Genomic DNA, 22262 nt, shown 5'->3' with positions numbered 1-22262 from the left:
CCGCGCCGCACGCACCGAGGTCCTCCCCATGAGCTCATCGCCCACCTCTCCCGCCGGCCCCGCCGCGGGCCAGCCCGTCCGCGCGCAGCGCAGCCCGATCCGCTGGGTGTCGAGCCTGTACTTCGTGCAGGGGATGCAGTTCTTCGTCGTCATGCTGATCGCCGGCCTGATGTTCAAGAACATGGGCGTGTCCAACGACCAGATCGCGCGCTGGACCGGCCTGCTCGGCCTGGCCTGGGCCTTCAAGCCCCTGTGGAGTCCGTTCCTGGAGCTGGCCCGCAGCAAGAAGCTGATCGTCGTGGCGGGGCAGTACACCGGCGCGGTCGGCCTGGCCCTGATGGTGATCGCGCTGCAGCTGCCGATGTGGTTCGCGGCCAGCATCGCGGTGCTGTTCCTGCTGGCCTATGCGTCCGCGACGCACGACATCGCCTGTGACGGCCTCTACATGGCCTCGCTCGACGACAAGCAGCAGGCGGCCTACGCCGGCTGGCAGGGCGCGTTCTTCAATGCCTCGAAGTTCCTGACGCTGGGCGGGCTGCTGGTGCTCGCGGGTCACCTGGAGCGCGGCATCGGCGTCATGAACGCGTGGTCGGTGATCTTCGCGCTGCTCTCGGTGCTGCTCTTCGTGCTGGCCAGCTACAACGCCTACGCGCTGCCGGGCGCGCTGAACACGGACCACGGCGACCTCACCGCCACCGGCGTCCTGAGGACGCTGCGGGAGGTCATCGCCGACTTCCTCGGCAAGCCCGGGATCTGGCTGTCGATCCTGTTCATCGTGATGTTCCGTTTTGCCGAGGGCCAGGTGCAGACGATCGGTCCGCTGTTCCTGATCGAGGCGCGCGACAAGGGCGGCCTGGGCCTGACGACCGAGCAGGTGGGCGGCATCTACGGCACGGTCGGCACGGCGGCCTTCCTGGCGGGCAGCATCGTCGGCGGCTACTTCACCAGCTGGCTGAGCCTGCGTCGCGCGATGCCTTTCCTGATCGTGGCGATGGCGGTGCCCAACGCGACCTTCTATTACCTCGCCGTCACGATGCCGGCGGACCTGTGGCATGTGGGCTTCGCGGTGGCGGTGGAGATGCTGGGCTACGGCTTCGGTTTCGTCGGGATGATCCTGTACATCATGCAGGCGGTGGCGCCGGGCCGGTACCAGACGGCGCACTACGCGCTCGGCTCGGGCGTGATGCAGCTGGGCTTCATCCTGTCCAAGACGATCAGCGGCGACATCCAGGTCGCCATGGGCTACGAGCACTTCTTCCTGTGGACGATCGCCTGTGGCGCCCCGGCGCTGATCCTGCTGCTGTTCGTGCGCATGCCCGGCAAGTCGAGCGCGCCGACCGTGGCCGCGTCGGGGGCCGCGGAACCTGTGGAGCGCACCGTATGAAGACCTGGTTCGCGGCGACGCTGGTCGTTGCCGCCATGTCCGCGCATGCCGGCCAGGAGCCGGCCTTCTTCTTCGACGACTTCAGCTACGCCGACACGGCGGCCCTGTTCAAGCAGGGGTGGACGGCGCGCAGCGCGCCCGGCCATCCGGGGCTGCCCGGCGCGCGCTGGGCGCCGGAGGCGTTGAGCCTGGTGGACGGGCAATTGCGTCTGCGCGGCACGACCGACGGCACCGGCCCCGGCACGACGCAGGTGCAGGTGTGCCACCAGCGCAAGTACCTGGCCGGCACCTACGCCGCCCGGCTCCGTTTCAGCGACCAGCCGGTGAGCGGTGCCGACGGCGATCCGGTGATCCAGACCTTCTACGCGGTCAGCCCGCTGAAGCATGACTTCGATCCCGAGTTCAGCGAGCTCGACTGGGAGTACCTGCCCAATGGCGGCTGGGGCAGCGACAAGACCCGCATCTATGGCATCACCTGGCAGACGGTGCGTCTGGAGCCGTGGCTGGCCTTCAACCAGCAGCACGAGGAGTTCGGCCCGCTCGGCGAGCGCGGCCGCGACTGGCACACGCTGGTGATGCAGGTCGCCGACGGCCGCACTTATTGGTTCATCGACGGCCGCAAGGTCGACGAACACGGCGGCCGCAACTATCCGGTGGTGCCGATGTCGATCAACTTCAACCTGTGGTTCTCGCCGGGCGGTCCGCTGCCCACGGGCGACGCAGGCGGCCCGCCGCGGGTCTACGAGCAGGACGTCGACTGGGTCTTCCATGCGAAGGACGCCGTCCTGAGCCCGGCCCAGGTGGAAGCGCAGGTGAAGCGCTGGCGCGCCGGCGGCATCGCGCGGCTCGACCAGGTCCCGCCGGCCACGCCCGCGCTCGAGAGCCGCTGCGACTTCTGAGCGTCTGTTTCCTTCCGATCCTCGTCCCATGAACGCTTCCTCGAAACGCATCGCGTCCGTCGACGCGATGCGCGGCCTGGCCGTCGCCGCGATGCTGCTGGTCAACAACCCCGGCGACTGGAGCCACGTCTACCCACCGCTGGAGCACGCGGCGTGGAACGGCTGGACGCCGACCGACCTGGTGTTCCCGTTCTTCCTGTTCATCGTGGGCGTCTCCTTGTCGCTGGCCATGGGCGCGCGCATCGAGGCCGGCGACGGTACGTCCTTGCGCGTCACCGTGGTCAAGCGTGGCCTGCGCATCGTGGCGCTGGGTCTGGTGCTGCACGCGCTGGCCTGGTGGTTGATGGACAAGCCGGCGCTGCGCATTCCCGGGGTGCTGCAGCGCATCGGCCTGTGCTTCGCGCTCGCCGGACTCATCGCGATCCAGTGGCGGGCCGCCGGTCAACGCGTCTGGCTCGCCGCCCTGCTGGTCGGGTATGGCGCCTTGCTGCTGTGGGGCGGCCCACTCGACAAGGCCGGCAACATCGCCAGCCGTGTCGATGCGTGGCTGCTCGGTCCCCATGGCTATGAGTGGGATCCGGTGACCGGCCTCGGCCATGACCCGGAAGGCCTGGTCGCGACGCTCGGCGCCCTGGCGACGGCGCTGCTGGGCTGGCGCTGCGGCGAGGCGCTGCGCGCCGGCGCCCTCAGGCAGCTCGCGGCCGTCGGCCTCATCGCGGCGGCCACGGGCTTCGCGCTCGACGCCATCGGCCTGATGCCGATCAACAAGAACCTCTGGACGCCTTCCTTCGTGCTGTGGACCGGCGGGCTGGCCGCGCTGGTGCTGCTCGCGGCGCATGCGCTGATCGACCGGCTCGGCGCGCCCGCGCTGTTCCGCAGCTTCGGCGTCAACGCGATCGCGGCCTACGCGGGGGCCTGGATCTGCAGCGTCCTGATCGCGGCCTTCGGCTGGATGCCGACGCTGTACGGCCAGGGCCTGGGCTGGCTGGGCGCCTGGCTCGGGCCGCGTGCGCAGTCGCTGGGCTTCGCGGTGGCCTTCGTGGGCGTGTGGTGGCTCATCGTGCGCGAGCTCGACCGGCGCCGCTGGTACTGGAAGATCTGAGCGGGCCGCGCCCGCACAATACCGGTCCATGAGCCCGGAGACCTTCGCCATTCGCATGCCGCCCGACATCCGCTCGGTGCGGGTCGGGGAGCATCCGGTCGTCGTCATCGACGATTTCCTCGCGCATCCGCAGGCGCTGGTCGAGGCGGCCTGCCAGGCGCGCTTCGAGCGCTGTCCCGGCGCTGACGAGCGCAAGGGCTATCCCGGGCTGCGGGCGCCGGTGCCCGCGGCCTACAGCGAAACCTTGACGGAGCTGCTGGACCCGCTGATCCGGCTGAACTTCGGCGTCCCCGAGGAACTGCCGCTGCGCAAGTCGCCGTGCGCCTTCTCGGTGACGACGGTGGCCCCCGAGGACCTGGGACCGCTGCAGCGGGTGCCGCATTTCGACGCCAGCACGCCGCACTTCATGGCCGTGATGCTCTACCTCTGCGACGAGCGCCATGGCGGCACCGCCTTCTACCGCCACAAGGCCAGCGGCCTGCAGCAGATCACCGCCGATCAGCGCGAGCGCTACGGCGACCTGATCTATGCGGAGATGGAGCGCTGCCCAGCGCCGCCGCGCTATTTCAGCGACTCGGACGACTGCTTCGAGCTGCTGGGCATGCTGCCGGCGCGATTCAACCGACTGGTGGCCTACCGGGGCAGCCTGCTGCACTCGGCCATCGTCAACCCCGCGCTGGGGCTCAGCAGCGACCCGCGCCAGGGCCGGCTGACCATCACCACCTTCTACGACTTCTAGTGCGCGAGCGCTGCTGGCCGGCGGGCAGCGGAGCCGCTGGCTCGCGCGGCTGTTCAGCCGCGCAGCGCAATAAAAAAGCCCGGCGGCTGCCGGGCTTTCGAGGTGACGCGGCGGTGCCGGTCAGAACTTGGCGCTCAGGCCCAGCTTGTAGGTGGTCTCGCCCTTGAAGCTCCAGGCCGGATAGCCGGCGCGCAGCGGATCCTTGATGGCGGTGTTGGAGGCCGCGGCGGCGCCGTACTGGACGTCGTCTTCCTTGGTCAGGTTGATCGCCTCGAACGACAGCCGCAGGTTCTTGGTGATGTTCCAGCCCACGCTGGCGTCCAGCGTGCCGTAGGCATCGTGCATGCGGTTGCCGTACCAGAACGCGCCTTCGCGGATCATGTACTTCGAGCGCCAGTTGTAGGCCAGGCGGGCGAAGTACTGCTCGTTCTCGTAATAGCCGACCAGGTTCACGTTGTGCTTGGACGACTGGGTGAACAGGTTCAGCCCATCCAGGTAGCTGCTGGCCGGCGCTGTGCCTTCGGTGAAGGTGTAGTTGCCCTGCGCGCCGAAGCCGTTGCCGAAGGCGTGGTTGGCCTGCAGTTCCACCCCGCGGATCTTGCCGCCGCCGGCGTTCTGGAAGCTCTGCACCGTCCAGTTGTCGACGCCGGTCTTGGGATCGACCAGGCCGACCTTCTGGTTCGGCGTGGCGTTGGCGACGACGAAGTTGGAGATGTCCTTGATGAAGTAGGTGGCCGACATCATGTTGCCGCGGCCGTAGTAGTACTCCAGGCCGATGTCAGCCTGGCTCGACTTCATCGGCTTGAGGCCGATGTTGCCGATCGTCCAGGTCTCGTTGCCGTTGCGGTCGTCGTTGTAGCCGGACACGGTCACGCCGAACATGTTGGCGAAGTTCGGGCGGGTGATGGCTTGCGAGGCGGTGGCCCGCAGCACCAGGTTGCTCTTCAGGTCGAAGGCCAGGTTGAGGCTGGGCAGCACGTCGTTGTAGGACGACTTGGTCGACGTGGTGGTCTTCGCCCAGTTCTGGTTGCCGGCGTACTGGTCGGCCGGCGTCACGCCGTCGAACAGGTAGCCGGTGCTGGTGGCCTTGGTGGAGATGTAGCGCAGGCCGAAGTTGCCGCGCAGGCCTTGGGTCTCGAACTCGAACATGCCGTAGACCGAACGGTTCTTCTCGTTCAGCTCGCCATAGCCGGAGCGGTCCTCGACCCAGCCGGAGATGTTCCGGTTGGTGTTGTCCAGCATCGCGCCGATGTTGGCGCGCGGCACCGTCCATCCGCCGACGTTCACCGAGCCATCGAACAGGCCGGAGGTGGCCACCGGCGTGATCGTCGCGTTCCAGATCGGGCGGTAGCTGCGCTTCTCGAAGGTGTGGTCGGCAAAGCGCACGCCGGTCTTGAAGGCGTTGATCACGCCCCAGTCCAGTTCGAAGGTGGCGTCGAGCTGGCCGAACTTTTCCTTGTCCTTGTTGGGACCGGCGGAGGTGGCCCAGGTTTCCGGCGACATCTGCGCGGGCAGGGCGCCGATGCCCCAGGACTGGTTGTTGCTCGGGTTGACCTTGATCTGCTTGCCGGTGGCGTCGATCGTGCCCTGCCAGTTCGGCCGCGTGAAGGGGCCGGCGGCGCCGTCGAAGGCGGCGGTCTGGTAGTTGGTGGTGGCCGAGGTGCCGCCATCCGCCTTGGTCGTGCCGACGACGAGGTCGAACTTGGCGCTGCCCAGGGTGTAGTGGGCGTCGGCCACGGCGCTTTCCGAGTCCATGCTGGCGCCGCGCGCCCAGACCTGGAAGAACTTGTGCGGCAGCGGGTTGGCGGCCGTGGTCGTGCTGTGCAGGCACATGCCGTTCGGGTTGAAGTCCGACTTGACCTCGGTATTGCGCTTGTCGCAATTCTGGTCATGCATCAGGTAATCGCTGGAGTTGGAGCTGTCGGCATCCAGCTTCAGCTTCAACAGGTTCAGGCCGACTTCGAAGCCCTCGACCGGGCGCGCCTGCAGGGCGACGTTGAGCGAGGTGCGCTTGCGCTCCTGCACGAAGGCGGTCGGGGCCACGTCGCTGTTCCAGCGGCTGTCGGCTTCCACGCCACGGCGGATGTAGTCGCCCTTGGACAGGCCGGCGGCGACCAGCACGCCCAGGCTGCGGCCCTCGTTGCGCCAGCTGTACAGGCCGGAGACTTCCTTCTCCGAGTCGCTGATGGTGCCGTCGCCGTAGCGCACGCTGCCGAAGACCGTGTTGGCCTTCAGGTCCAGCGGCTTGCGGGTCTTGACGATCACCGTGCCGCCGATGCCGCCTTCGGTCAGGTTGGCCTGCGAGGACTTGTAGACCTCCATGCCGCCGATCATTTCTGCGGGCAGCAGCGAATAGTTGAACGAGCGGTCGATGTCCATCTGGTCATACCAGCCGGTGGACGCGACGGTCTGGCCGTTCAGCGTGGTGTACGTCATCTGCGGGTCGGTGCCGCGGATCGACACCGAGGCGCCTTGGCCGAACGCCCGGCCGACCGAAATGCCGGGGATGCGGCCCAGCGCCTGTCCGACGTCGGAGTCGGGGAGCTTGCCCACGTCCTCGGCGCTCACCGCGTCCACGACGGCGCTGGCGTTCTTCTTGATGTTGGCGGCCGACTGCAGCGACGCGCGGATGCCGGTCACCACGACCTGTTCCAGCTGGGTGCCGTCGTCCTTCTTCTGTTCCTGCGCCTGCACGGCGAACGCCGCGCTCAGCAGCGTCAGCGTCACCGCCGCCGCGATTGGGGTCTTGTTGACCTTCATGATGAACTGCTCCTCGAATGGCCTGGGAGTTGTTGGCCTTTGATGAAGACTCGGCACCTGAAATCACGACACCCTTCGGCGGAGTGGCATGCAGCTGGCGCCCCCGAATACACCTCAATGCAACCAATGCCATGCCACTATAACGAGCGGTAACGCCACTTTGCTACCAGTTTGACGCCGGTGTTTTCCCTGCTGTGGCATCGCCGCGACCCGCATGGACAGCGGTGTCGCGGCGGTCTGTGCCCTGGCGGCCGCCGAGGCGTGGGCAGGCCGGCCGATGAGACCAGTTGGGCTTGAATTGGTATTAAGGGTGGTCCGCGTGGGCGCCGTGATCGTGTCCTGGTGGCGCAAGCCGCGGAGCGCCTATCGCACGTCAGAGGCGCGCGAGCCAAAAAGTGTTTGCGCCAAAAAAGAACGGTGCTATAGTCGTGGGCTCGCCTCGGAGGGGTGGCCGAGTGGTTAAAGGCAGCAGACTGTAAATCTGCCCGCTTACGCGTACGCTGGTTCGAATCCAGCCTCCTCCACCAGGGCGAACAGATGCAAGAGCAACGAAGCGGGTGATCGTCACCCGCTTCGCGGTTCAAGCAGCTGGAATTGGAAAACTCCCGGGCGGGAGTAGTTCAATGGTAGAACCTTAGCCTTCCAAGCTAATGACACGGGTTCGATTCCCGTTTCCCGCTCCATCGGAAGTTGAAGGTGTCGTGTCGAGATATCGACACAGGTTTGCTGATAAGGTCATCAATCCTGTGTCGATGCCCATGTGGCTCAGTGGTAGAGCACTCCCTTGGTAAGGGAGAGGTCACGCGTTCGATCCGCGTCATGGGCACCAACCCTCTTCTCTCGTTTCTTGATCTGATCGCCAGGAGCGCAAGATGGCAAAAGGCAAGTTTGAACGTACCAAGCCGCACGTGAACGTGGGCACGATTGGTCACGTTGACCACGGCAAGACGACGCTGACGGCCGCGATCGCGACCGTGCTGGCGGCCAAGTTCGGCGGCGAAGCCAAGGCCTACGACCAGATCGACGCGGCGCCGGAAGAAAAGGCACGCGGCATCACGATCAACACCGCGCACGTCGAGTACGAGACGGCCAACCGCCACTACGCGCACGTTGACTGCCCGGGCCACGCTGACTATGTGAAGAACATGATCACGGGCGCGGCGCAGATGGACGGCGCGATCCTGGTGTGCTCGGCCGCTGACGGCCCGATGCCCCAGACCCGCGAGCACATCCTGCTGGCGCGCCAGGTCGGTGTGAAGTACATCATCGTCTTCCTGAACAAGTGCGACATGGTGGACGACGCCGAGCTGCTGGAGCTGGTGGAGATGGAAGTCCGCGAGCTGCTGAGCAAGTACGACTTCCCGGGCGACGACACGCCGATCATCAAGGGTTCGGCCAAGCTGGCGCTGGAAGGCGACAAGGGCGACCTGGGCGAGCAGGCGATCATGCGCCTGGCCGACGCGCTGGACAGCTACATCCCGACGCCTGAGCGCGCCGTGGACGGTGCGTTCCTGCTGCCGGTGGAAGACGTGTTCTCGATCTCGGGTCGTGGCACGGTGGTGACCGGTCGCGTCGAGCGCGGCATCATCAAGGTCGGCGAGGAAATCGAGATCGTGGGTATCCGTGATCTGCAGAAGACCACCGTCACCGGCGTGGAAATGTTCCGCAAGCTGCTGGACCAAGGTCAAGCGGGCGACAACGTGGGCATCCTGCTGCGCGGCACCAAGCGTGAAGACGTCGAGCGTGGCCAGGTGCTGGCCAAGCCGGGCACGATCAAGCCGCACACGCACTTCACTGCTGAGATCTACGTGCTGAGCAAGGAAGAGGGCGGCCGTCACACCCCGTTCTTCAACAACTACCGTCCCCAGTTCTACTTCCGCACGACGGACGTGACTGGCGCCGTGGAGCTGCCGAAGGACAAGGAAATGGTCATGCCTGGCGACAACGTCAGCATCACCGTGAAGCTGATCGCGCCGATCGCCATGGAAGAAGGCCTGCGCTTCGCCATCCGTGAAGGCGGTCGTACCGTCGGCTCGGGCGTCGTCGCGACGATCATCGAGTAATTCAAGTTAGAGGCCACAGGGGCATAGCTCAATTGGCAGAGCGTCGGTCTCCAAAACCGAAGGTTGGGGGTTCGAGACCCTCTGCCCCTGCCAACGATCAGCGATAAGCGAACGTTGGTCCTAGTGGTCGCGCCAAGCCCGCGGGAGTCATCTCGGCGGGCTTTGCTGCTGGTGGGTTCGGCTGGAATGTTTCCAGGCGAACAAATGTCGCGGCGCTGAGTCGCGACGGAAGTGAGTTCAATGTCCAATCCTCAAGTCGAAACCGTGACGACGGGCGCCGACAAGGTCAAGCTGGCCGGCGCCGTGCTGCTGCTGCTGGCCGCGATCGTCGCCTTCTACGCGCTGAGCAAGCAGGGCCCGTGGGTGCAGTGGGGCGCCTTGCTGGCGCTGCTGGCTGCCGCCGTGGGCGCGTTCTTCACGTCGGAGTCCGGCAAGTCGCTGATCGCCTACGGTCAGGACTCGATCAAGGAAGTGGGCAAGGTGGTCTGGCCGACTCGCAAGGAAGCCGGCCAGATGACCCTGTATGTGTTCGCCTTCGTCGTGGTGATGGCGCTTTTCCTGTGGTTCACCGACAAGACGCTGGAGTGGGTGCTGTACGACCTGATCCTGGGTTGGAAGCGCTGAGCGGGAACGGATGGGGACCAAGATGAGCGAAGATCAAAACGTCGTTGCGACCGAGTCGACCGCGCCCGCTGGCCCGGCCAAGCGCTGGTATGTCGTGCATGCCTATTCCGGCATGGAGAAGGCCGTCGAGCGCAATCTGCGTGAGCGCATCGACCGCGCCGGCATGCAGGACAAGTTCGGCCGCATCCTGGTGCCGACCGAGGAAGTCGTCGAGCTGAAGAACGGCAAGAAGGCCGTCACCGAACGCCGCTTCTTCCCCGGTTACGTGCTGGTCGAAATGGTGATGGACGACGACAGCTGGCACCTGGTCAAGCACACGTCCAAGGTCACCGGCTTCGTGGGCGGCGCGAAGAACCGCCCGGCGCCGATCTCGGAAGCCGAGGTCATGAAGATCGTCAACCAGATGCAAGAGGGCGTCGACAAGCCCAAGCCGAAGGTGGAATGGATCGTCGGCGAGATCGTCCGCGTCAAGGAAGGCCCGTTCACCGACTTCAACGGCAGCATCGAGGAAGTCAACTACGACAAGTCCAAGCTGCGCGTGTCGGTCACGATCTTCGGACGTGCGACGCCGGTTGAGCTGGACTTCGCGCAGGTCGAGAAGGTCTGACGGCTGATGGACGGCATGGCGGCTCGGGCCGCCATTCGCCGTTCCGGCCAATGAACAAGAGCCCGAAGGTGCTCGACGGCGAAAGCCGGCGCAACCTTCCGTGACCAGTCCGCAACGAGAAGCGGACAAGAGGAGCGAGGGTACGTCCTCCGGACCAGCCCCTCGCGCTAGCACTCAGGCGAAACGGCGTGGCCGTCGTGTCGCCATCAGGAGAAAACATGGCCAAGAAGATTGTCGGCTACATCAAGCTGCAAATCCCGGCTGGCAAGGCGAACCCGTCGCCTCCGGTCGGTCCCGCGCTGGGTCAGCGTGGTCTGAACATCATGGAATTCTGCAAGGCGTTCAACGCCCAGACGCAGAGCTATGAGCCGGGCCTCAAGCTGCCCGTCGTGATCACCGCCTTCGCGGACAAGAGCTTCACCTTCATCATCAAGTCGCCCCCGGCGACCGTGCTGCTGAAGAAGGCTGCCAAGATCGACAAGGGCTCGCAGCGCCCGCATCTGGACAAGGTCGGCAAGCTGACCCGTGCCCAGCTGGAAGAGATCGCCAAGACCAAGCAGAAGGACCTGACGGCCGCCGACATGGATGCCGCTGTCCGTACCATCGCCGGCTCCGCCCGTTCGATGGGCATCATCGTGGAGGGTGTCTGACATGGCCAAGCTGACCAAGCGTCAACAAGCCCTGCAGGGCAAGGTCGAGTCGACCAAGCTGTACGCGCTGACCGAGGCGATCAACCTCGTCAAGGAATGCGCCACCGCGAAGTTCGATGAAGCCATCGACGTGTCGATCCAACTCGGCGTCGACGCCAAGAAGTCGGACCAGGTGGTTCGCGGTGCCGTCGTGATGCCCAACGGCATCGGCAAGACCAAGCGCGTCGCCGTCTTCGCCCAAGGCGCCAAGGCTGAGGAAGCCAAGGCGGCCGGCGCCGACGTCGTCGGCATGGAAGACCTGGCTGAGCGCGTCAAGGCGGGCGACATGCCCTTCGACGTCGTGATCGCCTCGCCGGACACGATGCGCATCGTCGGTACCCTGGGTCAGATCCTGGGCCCGCGCGGCCTGATGCCGAACCCGAAGGTCGGCACCGTGACCCCGGACGTCGCCACCGCTGTCAAGAACGCCAAGGCCGGTCAGGTCCAGTTCCGCGTCGACAAGGCCGGCATCATCCACGGCACGATCGGCCGTCGCTCGTTCGACACCGACAAGCTGGAAGGCAACCTGCGCGCGCTGATCGAAGCCCTGAACAAGGCCAAGCCGGCCTCGAGCAAGGGCATCTACCTGCGCAAGGTCGCTGTCTCGTCGACGATGGGCGTGGGCGCCCGCGTGGACGTCGGCACGATCAACGCCGCCGCTGCTGCCTAAGCAGGGCTCGGGCCGCGTCCGCGGCCCGGCGCTTCAGATGAGGCGTCACGCGAGTCTGGCGTGATGCTGATGAATTTGGTGGGCTGAGGCTCGACCCAAGACAGTCCCTGCGGACTGTCTTGTGCGTGCCGAAGGCCTTGGAGCTCGCAAGCTCCGAGGCCGGGTGCAACGAGTCGAACTCAGGTCATCCAAGACCGCTGGCGAGAGATCCCGCAGTACCGGGGAAATCGCTTAATCGGAGGCTTCGGTCTCCAGCCAGCGCAGATGGCGGTCCCGCTGAAAGGATTCGAATCACGTCTCGGCGTGATGGGTTCCTGACAGAAGGTCGCTGATTCCGGTGCCCGAGATGCGTCGCGCAAGCGGTGCGTCGAAGGCGTAATGTGAGGAGTAGACCTTGAGTCTCAATCGCAACGAGAAAGCGGCCGTCGTGTCCGACGTGGCAGCGCAAGCCGCCAAGTCCCAGACGCTGGCGCTGGCTGAGTACCGTGGCCTCACCGTTGAAGCCCTGAACAAGCTGCGCGTCACCGCGCGTGCCCAAGGCGTGTACCTTCATGTCCTGAAGAACACCCTGGCTCGCCGCGCTGTCGCCGGCACCTCGTTCGAGGCTGCTTCGGATGCCATGGTCGGCCCGCTGATCTACGGCTTTTCGGAAGACGCTGTCGCGGCTGCCAAAGTCATCGCTGACTTTGCCAAGACCAACGACAAGCTCGTCATCAAGGGTGGTGCCTACGGCGGCAAGGCTCTGGACGTCAACGGCGTGAAGGCGCTGGCGGCTGTCCCGACCAAGGAAGTCCTGCTGTCGCAGATCGCCGGCCTGCTCAAGTCGCCGGTGCAACGCACCGCGGCCGTGCTGGCTGCCCTGGCTCAGCAGAAGGGTGGCGGCGAAGTCGCTGCCGAAGCTCCTGCCGCCTGATCGACGCTGCATTCGCGCAATCAAAACACTCTGTATTTAGGAACCTATCATGGCATTCGACAAAGACGCTTTCCTGGCTGCCCTGGACAGCATGACCGTTCTGGAACTGAACGACCTGGTCAAGGCGATTGAAGAGAAGTTCGGCGTGTCCGCCGCTTCGATGGCTGCCGCCGGCCCGGCCGTTGGCGGCCCGGGCGCTCCGGCTGCTGAAGAAAAGACCGAGTTCAACGTCGTCCTGACGGACGCCGGCGCCAACAAGGTCTCGGTCATCAAGGCCGTTCGCGAAATCACCGGCCTGGGCCTGAAGGAAGCCAAGGACCTGGTCGACGGCGCTCCGAAGCCCGTCAAGGAAGGCATTGCCAAGGCCGACGCCGAAGCTGCCAAGAAGAAGCTGGAAGAAGCCGGCGCCAAGGTCGAACTCAAGTAAGACCTTGTGGGGATCCGGTGACTTGTTCACCGGATTCCAATCCGCGAGAGGGGTGGTCCCATGGGGCCTCCCCTTTCCTCGTTTCAGGGTTTGTCCCTGTGCGGTTCCGGTTGACAAAGAGCAATCGAAAGCATCGTGCGGTATCATGCACGGTTCTTTCGAGTGTTCTCTGATCCGACTGCAGAGAACGGTTTGGTCGGGCCGCGGTTTGGCCGTGCGTCACGCGTGGGGTGCAACGCCCTCCGTGCCGTCCGGTGGCCGGGGTTGTCCGCCAGCGGTTGGTAGTGGCCAACCACCAAGCTTCGGGTGCAACGCCCGAACAGCCAGTCGCCGACGCAGCGCGCCTCACGGCCAGGGGCGCGCTCGACACGGAGTCTTTATGGCGCAAGCAACCCCCTACAGCTACACCGAGCGCAAGCGCATCCGCAAGAGCTTCGGCAAGCGCGTGAGCGTGCTCAACGTTCCGTACCTGCTGACGATGCAGAAGGAGTCGTATGTCGACTTCCTGCAGAAGGATGTCGCTCCCCTGAAGCGCAAACCGGAAGGCCTGCAAGCGGCATTCCTCTCCACGTTCCCGATCGTGTCGCACAACGGGTTCGTGGAAATGAAGTTCCTCGAATTCAACATCGCCAAGCCGCCGTTCGACGTTCGCGAATGCCAGCAGCGCGGCCTGACCTTCGCCGCCGCGGTGCGCGCGAAGCTGCAGATGATCATCTACGACCGGGAAAGCCCCCAGCCCAAGACGGTCAAGGAGATCAAGGAGCAAGAGGTCTACATGGGCGAAGTGCCGCTCATGACCGACTACGGCTCGTTCATCATCAACGGCACCGAGCGCGTCATCGTCTCGCAGCTGCACCGCTCGCCCGGCGTGTTCTTCGAGCACGACAAGGGCAAGACCCACTCGTCCGGCAAGCTGCTGTTCTCCGCGCGCATCATTCCTTACCGCGGCTCCTGGCTGGACTTCGAGTTCGACCCGAAGGACATCCTGTACTTCCGCGTCGACCGTCGCCGCAAGATGCCGGTCACGATCCTGCTCAAGGCCATCGGCCTGAATCCCGAGCAGATCCTGGCGCACTTCTTCGTCTTCGACAATTTCCGCCTGATGGACTCGGGCGCCCAGATGGAGTTCGTGGCCGAACGCCTGAAGGGTGAAGTCGCGCGTTTCGACATCACCGACAAGAGCGGCAACGTGCTGGTCGAGAAGGACAAGCGCATCACCGCCCGCCACGTGCGCCAGCTCGAGCAGTCCGGCACGCAGCACGTCACCGTGCCGGAAGACTTCCTGCTCGGCCGCGTGCTGGCCAAGAACATGGTCGATCCGGACACCGGCGAGATCATCGCGAAGGCCAATGACGAGCTGACCGATTCGCTGCTGAAGAAGCTGCGCGGCGCCGGCATCAAGGACATCCAGTGCCTGTTCACCAACGAGCTGGATGAAGGCGCCTACATCAGCCAGACGCTGGCTTCGGACGAGACCGCCGACCAGCTGGCTGCCCGCGTCGCCATCTACCGCATGATGCGCCCCGGCGAGCCGCCGACGGAAGACGCGGTCGAAGCGCTGTTCAACCGCCTGTTCTACAGCGACGACACGTACGACCTGTCGCGCGTCGGCCGGATGAAGTTCAACGCCCGCGTGGGCCGCGACATCCCGACCGGTGCGATGACGCTGTCGAACGAGGACATCCTCGACGTCGTCAAGATCCTGGTCGAGCTGCGCAATGGCCGCGGCGAGGTCGATGACATCGACCACCTGGGCAACCGTCGCGTCCGCTGCGTCGGCGAACTGGCCGAGAACCAGTACCGCTCGGGTCTGGCCCGTATCGAGAAGGCCGTCAAGGAGCGCCTGGGCCAGGCCGAGACCGAAGCGCTGATGCCGCACGACCTGATCAACTCCAAGCCGATTTCCGCGGCCCTCAAGGAGTTCTTCGGCGCGTCGCAGCTGTCGCAGTTCATGGACCAGACCAACCCGCTGTCGGAGATCACGCACAAGCGTCGTGTCTCCGCACTGGGCCCGGGCGGTCTGACTCGCGAGCGCGCCGGCTTCGAAGTCCGCGACGTGCACCCGACCCATTACGGCCGCGTCTGCCCGATCGAAACGCCGGAAGGTCCGAACATCGGTCTGATCAACTCGTTGGCGCTGTATGCCCGCCTGAACGAGTACGGCTTCCTGGAGACGCCGTACCGCCGCGTGGTGGATTCGAAGGTCACCGACCAGATCGACTACCTGTCGGCCATCGAGGAAGGCAAGTACGTGATCGCCCAGGCGAACGCGTCGCTGAACGACGCCGGCCAACTGGTCGACGAGCTGGTCTCGGCGCGTGAGAACGGCGAATCGGTGCTGACCTCGCCCGAGCGCATCCAGTACATGGACGTGGCGCCGACGCAGATCGTGTCGGTGGCGGCGTCGCTGGTGCCGTTCCTGGAGCACGACGACGCGAACCGCGCGTTGATGGGCGCCAACATGCAGCGTCAGGCCGTGCCGACCCTGCGTCCGGAGAAGGCCTTCGTCGGTACGGGCGTCGAGCGCGTGGCCGCGAAGGACTCGGGCACCGTGGTGGCCGCGCGTCGCGGCGGCGTGGTCGACTACGTCGACACGAACCGCATCGTGATCCGCGTGAACGACGACGAGACCGTGGCTGGCGAAGTCGGTGTCGACATCTACAACCTGATCAAGTATCAGCGTAGCAACCAGAACACCAACATCCATCAGCGTCCGATCGTCAAGCGGGGCGACCGTGTCGCCGCGGAAGACATCATCGCGGACGGCGCCTCGACCGACCTGGGCGAACTGGCGCTGGGCCAGAACATGCTGGTCGCGTTCATGCCGTGGAACGGCTACAACTTCGAAGACTCGATCCTGATCTCCGAACGCGTGGTGGCCGAAGACCGCTACACCTCGATCCACATCGAGGAACTGGTGGTCATGGCCCGTGACACGAAGCTGGGCAGCGAGGAAATCACCCGCGACATCCCGAACCTGAGCGAACAGCAACTGGCTCGTCTGGACGAATCCGGCATCGTGTACATCGGTGCGGAAGTGAATCCGGGCGACGTGCTGGTCGGCAAGGTCACGCCGAAGGGCGAGACCACGCTGACGCCGGAAGAGAAGCTGCTGCGCGCGATCTTCGGCGAGAAGGCCTCTGACGTGAAGGACACGTCGCTGCGCGTGGACCAGGGCACCAACGGCACCGTCATCGATGTGCAGGTGTTCACCCGCGAAGGCATCCAGCGTGACAAGCGCGCCCAGCAGATCATCGACGACGAGCTGAAGCGCTTCCGCCTGGACCTGAACGACCAGCTGCGCATCGTGGAAGCCGACGCGTTCGACCGCGTCGAGAAGCTGCTGGTGGGCAAGGTCGCCAACGGTGGTCCGAAGAAGATCGCCAAGGGCACGGTCATCGCCAAGGACTACCTGGCCGAGGTCGAGAAGTTCCACTGGTTCGATATCCGTCCCGCCGAGGACGACATCGCCAACCAGCTGGAGTCGATCAAGAACTCGCTGGAGCAGACCCGTCATAGCTTCGACCTCGCCTACGACGAGAAGCGCAAGAAGCTGACGCAAGGCGACGAGCTGCCCGCTGGCGTGCTGAAGATGGTCAAGGTGTACCTGGCCGTCAAGCGCCGCCTGCAGCCTGGCGACAAGATGGCCGGCCGTCACGGCAACAAGGGTGTCGTGTCCAAGATCACCCCGATCGAGGACATGCCCTACATGGCCGACGGCACGCCTGCCGACATCGTGCTGAATCCGCTGGGCGTCCCGTCGCGGATGAACGTGGGCCAGGTGCTGGAAGTGCACCTGGGCTGGGCCGGCAAGGGCATCGGTCAGCGCATCGGCGACATGCTGCAGCGCGAGGCCCGCGTGGCCGAGCTGCGTGAGTTCATGGACCAGCTGTTCAACCAGAACGGCGGCAAGTCCGAGGACCTCGCCCAGCTGAGCGACGACGAGGTCCTGGGCATGGCCCGGAACCTGCAGCACGGCGCCACCTTCGCGACCCCCGTCTTCGACGGCGCGAAGGAAAGCGAGATCCGCGCGATGCTGAAACTGGCCTATCCGGACGACATCGCCGCGAAGAAGGGCCTCACGCCCAGCCGCACGCAGGCCTTCCTGTATGACGGCCGCACCGGCGAGCAGTTCGAGCGTCCGACGACCATCGGCTACATGCACGTGCTGAAGCTGCACCACCTGGTGGACGACAAGATGCACGCCCGTTCGACCGGCCCTTACTCGCTCGTCACCCAGCAGCCGCTGGGCGGCAAGGCGCAGTTCGGCGGCCAGCGTTTCGGCGAGATGGAAGTGTGGGCGCTGGAAGCCTATGGCGCTTCGTACATCCTGCAGGAAATGCTGACGGTGAAGTCCGACGACGTGAACGGCCGGACCAAGGTGTACGAGTCCATCGTCAAGGGCGAGCACTCGATCGAAGCCGGCATGCCCGAGTCGTTCAATGTGCTGGTGAAGGAAATCCGTTCGCTGGGCATCGACATCGAGCTCGAGCGCAACTAAAGAGAACAGGAGAAACGTATGAAGGGTTTGTTGGACCTGTTCAAGCAATTCACCCCGGACGAACATTTCGACGCGATCAAGATCGGGCTGGCCTCGCCCGAGAAGATCCGTTCGTGGTCGTTCGGCGAAGTGAAGAAGCCCGAGACCATCAACTACCGGACGTTCAAGCCGGAGCGTGATGGCCTGTTCTGCGCCAAGATCTTCGGCCCGATCAAGGACTACGAGTGCCTGTGCGGCAAGTACAAGCGCCTGAAGCACCGCGGCGTGATCTGCGAGAAGTGCGGCGTCGAAGTCACCCAGACCAAGGTGCGCCGTGAGCGCATGGGCCACATCGAGCTGGCCGCTCCCTGCGCGCACATCTGGTTCCTGAAGTCGCTGCCGTCGCGTCTGGGCCTGGTGCTCGACATGACGCTGCGCGACATCGAGCGCGTGCTGTACTTCGAGGCGTATGTCGTCGTCGACCCGGGCATGACCCCGCTGAAGAAGTTCAGCATCATGTCCGAGGACGACTACGACGCGAAGCGCGTCGAGTACGGTGACGAGTTCATCGCGCTGATGGGCGCCGAAGGCATCCAGAAGCTGCTGGCGGAAATGGATCTCGATGTCGAGATCGACCGCCTGCGCAACGACATGACCGGCTCCGAGCTGAAGATCAAGAAGAACTCCAAGCGCCTGAAGGTGATGGAGGCCTTCAAGCGCTCGGGCATCAAGCCGAACTGGATGGTGCTGGAAGTGCTGCCGGTGCTGCCGCCGGACCTGCGTCCGCTGGTGCCGCTGGACGGCGGTCGCTTCGCGACGTCGGACCTGAACGACCTGTACCGCCGCGTCATCAACCGCAACAACCGCTTGGCCCGCCTGCTCGAGCTGAAGGCCCCTGAGATCATCGTGCGCAACGAAAAGCGCATGCTGCAGGAAGCCGTCGACTCGCTGCTGGACAACGGCCGCCGCGGCAAGGCCATGACCGGCGCGAACAAGCGCGCGCTGAAGTCGCTAGCCGACATGATCAAGGGCAAGAGCGGCCGCTTCCGCCAGAACCTGCTGGGCAAGCGCGTCGACTACTCGGGCCGTTCGGTCATCACCGTGGGCCCGACGCTCAAGCTGCACCAGTGCGGCCTGCCGAAGCTGATGGCGCTGGAGCTGTTCAAGCCGTTCATCTTCTCGCGCCTGGAGGCGATGGGCATCGCCACCACGATCAAGGCGGCGAAGAAGGAAGTCGAGAGCGGCACGCCGGTCGTCTGGGACATCCTGGAAGAGGTCATCAAGGAGCACCCGGTCCTGCTGAACCGCGCGCCGACGCTGCACCGCCTGGGCATCCAGGCGTTCGAGCCGGTGCTGATCGAAGGCAAGGCGATCCAGCTGCACCCGCTGGTCTGCGCGGCGTTCAACGCCGACTTCGACGGTGACCAGATGGCCGTCCACGTGCCGCTGTCGATCGAAGCGCAGATGGAAGCCCGCGTGCTGATGCTGGCCTCGAACAATGTGCTCTTCCCGGCCTCGGGCGAGCCGTCGATCGTGCCGTCGCAGGACGTGGTGCTGGGTCTGTACTACGCGACCCGCGAGCGCACCAACGGCAAGGGCGAGGGCATGGTCTTCTCGGACATTCCCGAGATGATCCGCGCGCTGGAGAACGGCGCGGTGGAGATCACCGCCAAGATCAGCGTGCGCCTGACCGAGTACACCAAGAACAAGGACACGGGCGAGTGGATCCCCGAGACCAAGCTGGTGGACACGACCGTCGGTCGCGCGTTGCTGTCGGAAATCCTTCCGAAGGGCCTGCCGTTCAGCAACATCAACAAGGCGCTGAAGAAGAAGGAAATCTCGCGCCTGATCAACACCTCCTTCCGCAAGTGCGGCCTGAAGGAAACCGTGGTGCTGGCAGACAAGCTGCTGCAGTCCGGTTTCAAGCTGGCCACGCGCGCCGGCATCTCGATCGCCATCGACGACATGCTGGTGCCCAAGCAGAAGGCCGAGCTGATCGACCGCGCCGAGAAGGAGGTCAAGGAGATCGAGCAGCAGTACGTCTCGGGTCTCGTGACCGCCGGCGAGCGCTACAACAAGGTCGTCGACATCTGGGGCAAGACCGGTGACGAGGTCGGCAAGGTCATGATGTCGCAGCTGTCGAAGGAGAAGATCCTCGACCGCAACGGCAAGGAAGTCGAGCAGGAGTCGTTCAACTCGATCTACATGATGGCCGACTCGGGCGCGCGGGGTTCCGCGGCGCAGATCCGTCAGCTGGCCGGCATGCGCGGCCTGATGGCGAAGCCGGACGGCTCGATCATCGAGACGCCGATCACGGCGAACTTCCGCGAAGGCCTGAACGTTCTGCAGTACTTCATCTCCACCCACGGTGCTCGTAAGGGCCTGGCGGACACGGCGCTGAAGACCGCGAACTCCGGCTACCTGACGCGTCGCCTGGTCGACGTGACGCAGGACCTGGTCGTGACCGAGTCCGATTGCGGCACCGACAACGGCATCCACATGCGCGCGCTGGTCGAAGGCGGTGAGGTGATCGAGTCGCTGCGTGACCGCATCCTGGGTCGCGTGGCTGCCATCGACGTCGTGCATCCGGAAACGCAAGCCACCCTGCTGGTCGCCGGCAACATGCTGGACGAAGACACGCTGGACGTGCTGGAAGCGGCCGGCGTCGACGAGGTCAAGGTCCGCACGCCGCTGACCTGCGGCACGCGCTTCGGCCTGTGCGCCAAGTGCTACGGCCGTGACCTGGGTCGCGGCGGCATGGTCAACACCGGCGAAGCGGTCGGCGTCATCGCCGCCCAGTCGATCGGTGAGCCGGGCACGCAGCTGACGATGCGGACCTTCCACATCGGCGGCGCGGCCTCGCGTGCGGCGGTGGCCTCCAGCGTCGAAGCCAAGTCGGACGGCATCATCGGCTTCAACGCCACGATGCGCTACGTCACCAACGGCAAGGGCGAACTGGTGGTGATCTCGCGTTCCGGCGAAATCATCATCACCGACCCGCACGGCCGTGAGCGTGAGCGTCACAAGGTGCCGTACGGCGCGCTGCTGAACATCAAGGTCGACCAGACCATCAAGGCCGGCACGATCCTGGCGACCTGGGACCCGCTGACCCGCCCGATCATCACGGAATTCGCCGGTCAGGCGAAGTTCGAGAACGTCGAGGAAGGTGTCACCGTGGCCAAGCAGGTCGACGAGGTGACGGGCCTGTCCACGCTGGTCGTGATCGACCCGAAGCGTCGCGGTGCCGCCAAGGTGGTCCGCCCGCAGGTCAAGCTGCTGGACGCCAACGGCCAGGAAGTGAAGATCCCCGGCACCGATCACTCGGTGACGATCGGCTTCCAGGTCGGCGCGCTGATCCAGGTCCGCGATGGCCAGGAACTCGCTCCGGGCGAAGTGCTGGCGCGTATCCCGGTGGAAGGTCAGAAGACCCGCGACATTACCGGCGGTCTGCCGCGGGTGGCGGAACTCTTCGAAGCCCGTTCGCCCAAGGATGCCGGCTTCCTGGCCGAGCAGACCGGCACGGTTTCGTTCGGCAAGGAGACGAAGGGCAAGGTTCGCCTCGAGATCACCGATCCGGAAGGCCGCAAGCACGAGCTGCTGGTGCCCAAGGAAAAGAACATCCTGGTGCACGAAGGCCAGGTGGTGAACCGCGGCGAACTCGTGGTCGACGGCCCGGCCGATCCGCAGGACATCCTGCGCCTGCTGGGTATCGAGGAACTGGCGCGCTACATCGTCGATGAAGTGCAGGACGTCTATCGTCTGCAGGGCGTGAAGATCAACGACAAGCACATCGAGGTGATCGTTCGCCAGATGCTGCGTCGCGTGCAGATCGTCAACCCGGGCGACTCGTCCTACATCGCCGGCGAGCAGGTCGAGCGTTCGGAACTGCTGGACACCAACGATCGCCTGCGCGGCGAGGGCAAGATGATCGCCACGCACGCCGATGTGCTGCTGGGCATCACGAAGGCCTCGCTGTCGACGGACTCGTTCATCTCCGCGGCGTCGTTCCAGGAAACGACCCGCGTGCTGACCGAAGCCGCGATCATGGGCAAGCGCGACGAGCTCCGCGGTCTGAAGGAGAACGTGATCGTCGGTCGTCTGATCCCGGCCGGTACCGGCATGGCCTTCCACCAGGCGCGCCGCGCCAAGGAGGAGATGGACGACGCCGAGCGCCGTTCCATCGCCATGCAGGAAGCCGAGGAAATGGCGGCGGTGCAGCTGTCCGCGCTCGACGCGGCCAGCGACGCCGGCACCGGCGAGTAATCGAAGCGACCCGAGTCGAGCCGTCCGCGGCTCGGCCCCGGAAGGCTGCCGTCCCGCAAGGGCGGCAGCCTTTTTCATTGGCGTCTCGTCAAGGCGAACGCCGCGATCGAACCGCCGCCGCGCGCGCGATCAGCCGGCGTTCAGCTTCAGCCAGGCGGCTGGCGAAAGGATGGGCAGCCCCAGGCGGGCGGCGCGCTTGGCGACCTTGAGCACGGCGCGATCACGCGAGATCAGCCAAATCGGTGTCGTCGGGGCGAGCGCCAGGCCAAGATCGATGAACTTCTGATCGTCGGTGTCGCTGCACCGGGGGCGCGCGATGCTCAAGGACGGTTCGTCGACGAACCGGCAATGCTGCGCAAAGGCGGTCTCGATGCGGGTGAGGTCCGGCGAATAGCGGGCCGCGACGCCCCGCCCGATGACGTGCAGCAGCTCGGCCTTCATCGCCGTCGTCGCGATCCAATGTAAGCGCCGGCTCTCAATATGGGCAATGAGCGGCAACAGTGTTGGCTCATCGAACACAAGCCAGTCCATGACGACCTGCGTGTCCAGGATCACCAGCCTGTCGGGGTTGGCAGCGTTGCCCGGAAGCAGCGGAAGGGCGGGGGAGACAGCGTCGGTCATAGGGCTCGGCAGCATAGCGCC

At 65.3% G+C, this 22262-nt stretch carries 15 protein-coding genes and 4 tRNA genes; 17 read left to right on the top strand and 2 right to left on the bottom strand.

The genetic code is table 11. The features are described from left to right. Positions 1 to 28: 28 nt before the first annotated feature. The 4 genes from CS062_RS04765 to CS062_RS04750 are packed head-to-tail and all read left to right on the top strand — an operon-like array spanning position 29 to position 4124. A complete protein-coding gene (locus CS062_RS04765) occupies positions 29 to 1384 on the top strand; it encodes an MFS transporter (protein ID WP_099860302.1) in 1356 nt (451 codons plus the stop codon). After that, on the top strand, positions 1381 to 2283 hold the full coding sequence (locus CS062_RS04760) for a glycoside hydrolase family 16 protein (RefSeq protein WP_099860301.1): 903 nt from the start codon (positions 1381 to 1383) through the stop codon (positions 2281 to 2283). The genes CS062_RS04765 and CS062_RS04760 overlap by 4 nt, the downstream gene beginning before the upstream one ends. 28 nt (positions 2284 to 2311) lie before the next feature. Continuing rightward, on the top strand, positions 2312 to 3385 hold the full coding sequence (locus tag CS062_RS04755) for an acyltransferase family protein (RefSeq protein WP_099860300.1): 1074 nt from the start codon (positions 2312 to 2314) through the stop codon (positions 3383 to 3385). Between the two features lie 28 nt (positions 3386 to 3413). Next, positions 3414 to 4124, top strand: a complete 711-nt coding sequence (locus CS062_RS04750; protein WP_199174168.1) for a DUF6445 family protein — start codon at positions 3414 to 3416, stop codon at positions 4122 to 4124. A gap of 120 nt (positions 4125 to 4244) precedes the next feature. On the opposite strand, the gene CS062_RS04745 is transcribed toward CS062_RS04750, so the two are convergent. Beyond that, the gene (locus CS062_RS04745; RefSeq protein ID WP_099860299.1) at positions 4245 to 6884 is read right to left on the bottom strand and encodes a TonB-dependent receptor; all 2640 of its coding nucleotides are present in this window, start codon (positions 6882 to 6884) and stop codon (positions 4245 to 4247) included. Positions 6885 to 7325: 441 nt separating this feature from the next. Between CS062_RS04745 and CS062_RS04740 the strand changes: the two genes are divergently transcribed. From CS062_RS04740 to rpoC, 13 genes are all read left to right on the top strand, one after another. After that, a tRNA-Tyr gene (locus tag CS062_RS04740) sits at positions 7326 to 7411 on the top strand. Between the two features lie 82 nt (positions 7412 to 7493). Further along, positions 7494 to 7567: transfer RNA gene (locus CS062_RS04735), tRNA-Gly, on the top strand. Between the two features lie 71 nt (positions 7568 to 7638). After that, positions 7639 to 7713 (top strand) — tRNA-Thr (locus CS062_RS04730). A gap of 43 nt (positions 7714 to 7756) precedes the next feature. Continuing rightward, entirely contained in the window at positions 7757 to 8947 is a 1191-nt protein-coding gene (tuf, locus tag CS062_RS04725; protein WP_091728089.1) for an elongation factor Tu, read from the top strand. Between the two features lie 17 nt (positions 8948 to 8964). Next, positions 8965 to 9040, top strand: a tRNA-Trp gene (locus CS062_RS04720). A 147-nt stretch (positions 9041 to 9187) separates the two neighbouring features. Then, positions 9188 to 9571 (top strand): preprotein translocase subunit SecE, encoded by a 384-nt coding sequence (gene secE / locus CS062_RS04715; protein ID WP_099860298.1) that lies wholly within the window; start codon positions 9188 to 9190, stop codon positions 9569 to 9571. A gap of 22 nt (positions 9572 to 9593) precedes the next feature. Next, positions 9594 to 10178 carry a transcription termination/antitermination protein NusG gene (gene nusG / locus CS062_RS04710; protein ID WP_091731642.1) on the top strand — a complete coding sequence of 195 codons (585 nt, stop codon included), beginning with the start codon at positions 9594 to 9596 and terminating at the stop codon, positions 10176 to 10178. 218 nt (positions 10179 to 10396) lie between these two features. Then, positions 10397 to 10828: a 50S ribosomal protein L11 gene (gene rplK, locus CS062_RS04705; RefSeq protein WP_091728125.1), complete on the top strand. Its 432-nt coding sequence runs from the start codon at positions 10397 to 10399 to the stop codon at positions 10826 to 10828. Position 10829: 1 nt separating this feature from the next. After that, positions 10830 to 11537, top strand: coding sequence for a 50S ribosomal protein L1 (gene rplA, locus CS062_RS04700; protein WP_099860297.1), 708 nt, complete (start codon positions 10830 to 10832; stop codon positions 11535 to 11537). 394 nt (positions 11538 to 11931) lie between these two features. After that, positions 11932 to 12450 (top strand): 50S ribosomal protein L10, encoded by a 519-nt coding sequence (gene rplJ / locus CS062_RS04695; RefSeq protein WP_099860296.1) that lies wholly within the window; start codon positions 11932 to 11934, stop codon positions 12448 to 12450. 49 nt (positions 12451 to 12499) lie between these two features. Continuing rightward, positions 12500 to 12877 carry a 50S ribosomal protein L7/L12 gene (rplL, locus tag CS062_RS04690; protein ID WP_099860295.1) on the top strand — a complete coding sequence of 126 codons (378 nt, stop codon included), beginning with the start codon at positions 12500 to 12502 and terminating at the stop codon, positions 12875 to 12877. Positions 12878 to 13256: 379 nt separating this feature from the next. After that, complete coding sequence (gene rpoB, locus CS062_RS04685) at positions 13257 to 17378, top strand: DNA-directed RNA polymerase subunit beta (protein WP_099860294.1); 4122 nt, start codon at positions 13257 to 13259, stop codon at positions 17376 to 17378. A gap of 18 nt (positions 17379 to 17396) precedes the next feature. Further along, positions 17397 to 21620 (top strand): DNA-directed RNA polymerase subunit beta', encoded by a 4224-nt coding sequence (rpoC, locus tag CS062_RS04680; RefSeq protein WP_091728111.1) that lies wholly within the window; start codon positions 17397 to 17399, stop codon positions 21618 to 21620. Between the two features lie 129 nt (positions 21621 to 21749). Here the strand turns inward: rpoC and CS062_RS04675 are convergent, their stop codons facing one another. Then, positions 21750 to 22241, bottom strand: a complete 492-nt coding sequence (locus tag CS062_RS04675) for a PIN domain-containing protein (protein WP_099860329.1) — start codon at positions 22239 to 22241, stop codon at positions 21750 to 21752. Positions 22242 to 22262 lie beyond the last annotated feature (21 nt).

The sequence above is a fragment of the Roseateles chitinivorans genome (assembly GCF_002761755.1).
Lineage (GTDB): Bacteria > Pseudomonadota > Gammaproteobacteria > Burkholderiales > Burkholderiaceae_C > Roseateles > Roseateles chitinivorans.
The sequence above is the reverse complement of the archived record's forward strand: the minus strand, read 5'-3'. Positions and strand labels throughout refer to the sequence as shown.

What these genes read in the sequence shown, in the direction of transcription:
- CS062_RS04765 (WP_099860302.1), top strand. Translation starts at nt 29, where the DNA reads ATGAGCTCATCGCCCACCTCTCCCGCCGGCCCCGCCGCGGGCCAGCCC.
- CS062_RS04760 (WP_099860301.1), top strand. Translation starts at nt 1,381, where the DNA reads ATGAAGACCTGGTTCGCGGCGACGCTGGTCGTTGCCGCCATGTCCGCG.
- CS062_RS04755 (WP_099860300.1), top strand. Translation starts at nt 2,312, where the DNA reads ATGAACGCTTCCTCGAAACGCATCGCGTCCGTCGACGCGATGCGCGGC.
- CS062_RS04750 (WP_199174168.1), top strand. Translation starts at nt 3,414, where the DNA reads ATGAGCCCGGAGACCTTCGCCATTCGCATGCCGCCCGACATCCGCTCG.
- CS062_RS04745 (WP_099860299.1), bottom strand. Translation starts at nt 6,884, where the DNA reads ATGAAGGTCAACAAGACCCCAATCGCGGCGGCGGTGACGCTGACGCTG.
- tuf (WP_091728089.1), top strand. Translation starts at nt 7,757, where the DNA reads ATGGCAAAAGGCAAGTTTGAACGTACCAAGCCGCACGTGAACGTGGGC.
- secE (WP_099860298.1), top strand. Translation starts at nt 9,188, where the DNA reads ATGTCCAATCCTCAAGTCGAAACCGTGACGACGGGCGCCGACAAGGTC.
- nusG (WP_091731642.1), top strand. Translation starts at nt 9,594, where the DNA reads ATGAGCGAAGATCAAAACGTCGTTGCGACCGAGTCGACCGCGCCCGCT.
- rplK (WP_091728125.1), top strand. Translation starts at nt 10,397, where the DNA reads ATGGCCAAGAAGATTGTCGGCTACATCAAGCTGCAAATCCCGGCTGGC.
- rplA (WP_099860297.1), top strand. Translation starts at nt 10,830, where the DNA reads ATGGCCAAGCTGACCAAGCGTCAACAAGCCCTGCAGGGCAAGGTCGAG.
- rplL (WP_099860295.1), top strand. Translation starts at nt 12,500, where the DNA reads ATGGCATTCGACAAAGACGCTTTCCTGGCTGCCCTGGACAGCATGACC.
- rpoB (WP_099860294.1), top strand. Translation starts at nt 13,257, where the DNA reads ATGGCGCAAGCAACCCCCTACAGCTACACCGAGCGCAAGCGCATCCGC.
- rpoC (WP_091728111.1), top strand. Translation starts at nt 17,397, where the DNA reads ATGAAGGGTTTGTTGGACCTGTTCAAGCAATTCACCCCGGACGAACAT.
- CS062_RS04675 (WP_099860329.1), bottom strand. Translation starts at nt 22,241, where the DNA reads ATGACCGACGCTGTCTCCCCCGCCCTTCCGCTGCTTCCGGGCAACGCT.